At 47.9% G+C, this 724-nt stretch carries 2 protein-coding genes; both read left to right on the forward strand.

What is annotated here, in order from left to right:
• Positions 1-582: GDP-mannose 4,6-dehydratase (locus R8O11_RS27490; RefSeq protein ID WP_318194910.1), on the forward strand; the 582-nt coding region annotated here is incomplete at its 5' end.
• A partial coding sequence (locus tag R8O11_RS27495; RefSeq protein WP_263856183.1) for a sugar phosphate nucleotidyltransferase occupies positions 579-724 on the forward strand: 146 nt, incomplete at its 3' end. The genes R8O11_RS27490 and R8O11_RS27495, both read left to right, overlap by 4 nt.

Consider the following 724-nt stretch of genomic DNA (forward strand, 5'->3'; position numbering starts at 1 on the left):
AAAGCGTCGAGCGATCACCTTGTACGCGCTTGGCAGCGTACTTATGGTCTCCCAACACTCGTAACCAATTGCTCAAACAACTATGGTCCGTACCATTTCCCAGAGAAGTTGATCCCACTGATGATTCTGAATGCCCTCGATGGCAAGCCTTTACCTGTGTATGGTGATGGCATGCAAATCCGAGATTGGCTGTTTGTGGAAGACCATGCTCGCGCGCTTTACAAAGTCGTGACGGAAGGTGAAATCGGTGAGACCTACAACATCGGTGGCCATAACGAAAAAGCAAACATCGAAGTAGTGAAAACCATTTGTGCTTTGCTTGAAGAGCTGCGACCAGACAAGCCGGCAGGTGTTGAGTCTTATGAATCTTTGATCACTTATGTCAAAGATCGCCCAGGTCATGATGTGCGCTACGCAATTGATGCCACCAAGATTGCTCAAGAGCTTAACTGGACGCCAGAAGAAACCTTTGAAAGCGGCATTCGCAAAACCGTGGAATGGTACCTCAATAATCCGCAATGGTGGCAACGCGTGCTTGATGGTTCATACAGTTTAGAGCGATTAGGAGCGGGCGAACAATGAAAGGCATTATTTTAGCAGGTGGCTCGGGCACTCGCCTTTACCCTATTACACGCGGTGTCTCTAAGCAGTTACTGCCGGTTTATGACAAACCAATGATTTACTACCCTTTGTCGGTACTCATGCTTGCTGGCATTCGTGAAAT

The organism is Vibrio sp. 1288, assembly GCF_033344475.1.